A 3913-nucleotide genomic window follows, 5' to 3' on the forward strand; every position below is an offset into this window, starting at 1 on the left:
GGCCGCCTCCGCGGCGCGCAGGGCGCGGGCGCCCGGGTCGTCGCCGAGGGCGCCGTCGCCGGGACGCACCATCGTGCCGATGCCGCCCGAGGTGAGCAACTCCAGCAGGACCGAATGCGGCTGGCGGCCGTCGATGACGTGCGCGGCCTTGACGCCGTTGTCCACGGCGTGAAGGCAGGACTCCATCTTCGGGATCATCCCGGCATCGAGGCCCGGGATGACCTCGCGCAAGTCATTGGCCGAAATCTGCGAGACGAGCGAGCCCTTGTCCGGCCAGTTGGTGTACAGGCCCTCGACGTTGGTCAGGATGACCAGGCGCTCGGCGCCCAGGGCCGCGGCCAGCGCACCGGCCGCGGTGTCGGCGTTGACGTTGTAGACCTCGCCGTCGACGCCCGGGGCGATGGTGGACACGACCGGGATGCGGCCGGCGTCGATCAGGTCGAACAAGGATTCCGACTTGACTTCCACGATGTCGCCCACGAGGCCGATGTCCGTGGGAACGCCGCCGACGTCGACGAGCCGCTTCTCCGCGGTGAACAGACCGGCGTCCTCGCCGGAGGTGCCCACGGCCATCGGGCCATGCGCGTTGATCAGGCCCACGAGCTCGCGGCCGACCTGGCCGAAGAGCACCATGCGCACGACCTCCATGACCTCCGGGGTGGTCACGCGGAAACCGCCGCGGAACTCACCGTCGAGGCCGAGCCTGCGCAGCATCGAGGAGATCTGCGGGCCGCCGCCGTGGACGACGACCGGCTTGATGCCGACGGTGCGCAGGAAGACCATGTCCTGGGCGAAGGCCGCCTTGAGGCGGTCGTCGGTCATGGCGTTGCCGCCGTACTTGATCACGACGACCTTGTCGCGGTGGTGCTGCAGCCAGGGCAGTGCCTCGGCCAGCACGTGTGCGCGCTGTTCCGGGGTGAGGTCCTCGGTGAGGTTTCCGCTGAACGGGCTCATGGGTGGCGGCCTTCCTTTAGGTCGAGTACGCCGAGTTGATGTGCACGTAGTCGTGCGAGAGGTCGGTGGTGCGCACGGTCGCCGATCGCCGGTCGCCCGTGCCCAGGTCGACCTCCACGTGGATGTCGGCCCCGGACAGGTCCACCTCGCGGGCGTCGGGAGTGCCGCCGGTGTCGCGGCAGACCACGTGCCCGTTGAAGGAGACGGTGATGTGCTCGGGGTCCATGTCCACGGGCGCGACGCCGACGGCGGCGAGCACTCGGCCCCAGTTGGGGTCGGAGCCGAACATGGCGCACTTGAACAGGTTGTCGCGGCCGATGATGCGCGCGGCGACCAGCGCGTCCTCTTCCCCGCCGGTGCCGGTGACGGTGATGGCGACCCGCTTGGTCACGCCCTCGGCGTCGCCCTGCATCTGCGCGGCGATGGAATCGCACACGGCGAGCACTGCGGCGTCGAGCTCCTCCTGCGTCGGGACGTGGCCCGATGCGCCGGAGGCCAGCAGCAGCACGGTGTCGTTGGTCGACGTCGAGCCGTCGATGTCGAGACGGTTGAACGTCGCCTCTGATGCGGCGGCCAGCGCGGCGTGCGCCATCTCCGGGGTGATGTCCGCGTCGGTGGTCAGCACGCCCAGCATCGTCGCCATGGACGGGCTGATCATGCCGACGCCCTTGCCCATCGCGCCGACGGTGAAGCCGTCCGCGCGGCGAACCGCCTGCTTGTCGACGAGATCCGTCGTCATGATGGCGGTGGCCGCGGCGCGGCCTGCGGCGGGGTCGGCCGAGAGGCCGGAGACCAGCGGCGCGATTCCGCCGAGGAGAATGTCCATCGGCAGCCGATCGCCGATGAGGCCGGTGGAACACACCGCGACGTCGGTCACGGGGACGCCGAACTCGTCGGAAAGCGACTCGCAGGACCGCAGGGCGTCCTCGATGCCCGGGCGCCCGTTGCAGGCGTTCGCATTGCCGGAGTTGAGCAGCACGGCGGTGATGGACCCGTCCGCGACGTGGTCGCGGGTGACGGTCACCGGGGCGGCCTCCACGCGATTGCGCGTGAACACGGCCGCCGCGGTCTTCTTCGGGCCGTCGTTGACCACCAGCGCCATGTCCGGATTGCCGGAGGCCTTGATGCCGGCGGTGACGCCGGACGCCCGGAAGCCCTTCGGGGCGGTGACGCCGCCGCACTCGGGGCCGAACTCTACGGTGCCGCCGACTGACGCGTCGGCGACGGAAAGCTTCGCCTCGGTCACGGCGCGACACCCGCCAACGGCAGGCCCGCGGTCTCGGGCTGGCCGACGATGAGGTTCATGCACTGCACGGCGGCGCCGCCGGTGCCCTTGGTCAGGTTGTCGATCGCCGCGGTGATCAGCAGACGACCCGCGCGCTCGTCGACCTCGACCTGCACCTGCACCAGGTTGGAGCCGACGACCGACTTGGTCTGCGGCTGGATGCCCTCCGAGAGCAGCTGGACGAAGGGCTCGTTCTCGAAGACCTCCGCGTAGGCGGCGCGGGCCGAGGCGGTGGTCACGGTGGCGTCGGCGAGCGGCGCGGTCGCCGTGGTCAGGATGCCCCGGGACGTCGGCGCGAGCACCGGCGTGAAGCTGACGGTGAGATCCTCGGCGAAGGCGCCCAGGTTCTGCTGGAACTCGGCGGTGTGCCGGTGGCGGCCCGCGGTGTTGTAGGCCTTGAGGTTGCCCATGACCTCCGAGCCGAGCATCGGCACGGCGGCCTTCTTGCCCGCACCCGAGGTGCCCGTGATGGACACGACGGAGAAATCGGGCTTGACCAGGCCGGACGCCAGCGACGGGAACAACGCGATGGTCGCGCCCGTCGGGAAGCAGCCAGGCACCGCAATGCGGGTGGAGCCGGCGATCTTCTCGCGCTGGCCCGGCAATTCGGGGATGCCGTACGTCCACGTGCCCGCGTGCGGCGAGCCGTAGTAATGCTCCCACTCGGCGGCGTCGGACAACCGGAAGTCCGCGCCGCAGTCGATGATGGTCACGTCGTCGCCGAGCTGCTCCGCGATGGCGGCCGAATGGCCGTGCGGCAGGCCGAGGAACACGACGTCGTGCCCGCCGAGGGTGCCGGCGTTGGTGTCCTCGATGCGGCGGTCCGCCAGCGGCGCGAGGTGGGGCATGATGTCGCCCACGCGAGCGCCGGCGTTGGAGGCGCCGGTCAACGCGCCGATGGTCAGTTCGCCGGACAGGTAAGCGGGGTGCGAAAGGAGCAGCCGGAGGATCTCTCCTCCGGCATAACCCGTCGCCCCGGCGATCGCCACTGAAATGCTCATGCGGCCATTCAACACGGATATTCACGCCGATGCAAGATATTCATCGCATCGGCGTGCCGTGCCGAATGGCCGCATGGGCGGGCCCGCCCGAGTGGGCCGGGCCCCGCCCCGGGGCGGGCAGAGACTAGCCGCGCAGCTCCGCGTCGTGGCGCTGCTTGGCCAGCTCGATGGCGGCCAGGCGCCCCTCGGAGGCCTCATCCTCGGTCAGGGTGCGGTCCTTCGCTCGGAACCGCAGCGAGAACGTCAGGGAACGGCGGTCCTCGCCGAGCTGCTCCGAACGGTAGACGTCGAAGATCCGGATGGACTCCAGCAATTCGCCGGCCCCCTCCCGCACGGTGGCCTCCACGTCGGCGGCCGGGACGTCGTCGGCGACGACGAGCGCGAGGTCCTGGTGCACGGCCGGGAAGGGGCTGAGCACCGGCGCCGGCAGGTTCTCCGCCAGAGGCAGCGCATCGAGGTCGATCTCCAGCGCGCAGGTGCGCTCCGGCAGACCCGCGGCCGAGATGACCTTCGGATGCAGCTCGCCGGCGTAGCCGACGACGCGGCCGTCGACCGTCAGCTCCGCGCAGCGTCCCGGGTGCCACGGGAGGTGCTCGGCGTTGCGCAGGCCCAGCTCGACGCCCGCGGCGCGCGCGATCACGCGGGCGGCCTCGATCGCGTCGGCGGCCGAGTA

General features: G+C 71.0%; 3 protein-coding genes and 1 pseudogene. All 4 read right to left on the reverse strand.

Going from position 1 to position 3913, the window contains the following annotated elements; translation table 11 throughout:
• The coding region (gene argB / locus GX015_RS11185) for an acetylglutamate kinase (RefSeq protein ID WP_291345185.1) at positions 1–954 on the reverse strand (954 nt) is incomplete at its 3' end.
• A 16-nt stretch (positions 955–970) separates the two neighbouring features.
• Positions 971–2200, reverse strand: coding sequence for a bifunctional glutamate N-acetyltransferase/amino-acid acetyltransferase ArgJ (argJ, locus tag GX015_RS11190; RefSeq protein ID WP_291345187.1), 1230 nt, complete (start codon positions 2198–2200; stop codon positions 971–973).
• Positions 2197–3240, reverse strand: a complete 1044-nt coding sequence (gene argC, locus GX015_RS11195) for an N-acetyl-gamma-glutamyl-phosphate reductase (RefSeq protein ID WP_291345189.1) — start codon at positions 3238–3240, stop codon at positions 2197–2199. The genes argJ and argC overlap by 4 nt, the downstream gene beginning before the upstream one ends.
• 124 nt (positions 3241–3364) lie before the next feature.
• Positions 3365–3913 (reverse strand): annotated as a pseudogene (locus GX015_RS11200) (phenylalanine--tRNA ligase subunit beta); the annotation flags it as partial.

The organism is Corynebacterium sp. (assembly GCF_012837295.1).
GTDB lineage: Bacteria > Actinomycetota > Actinomycetes > Mycobacteriales > Mycobacteriaceae > Corynebacterium.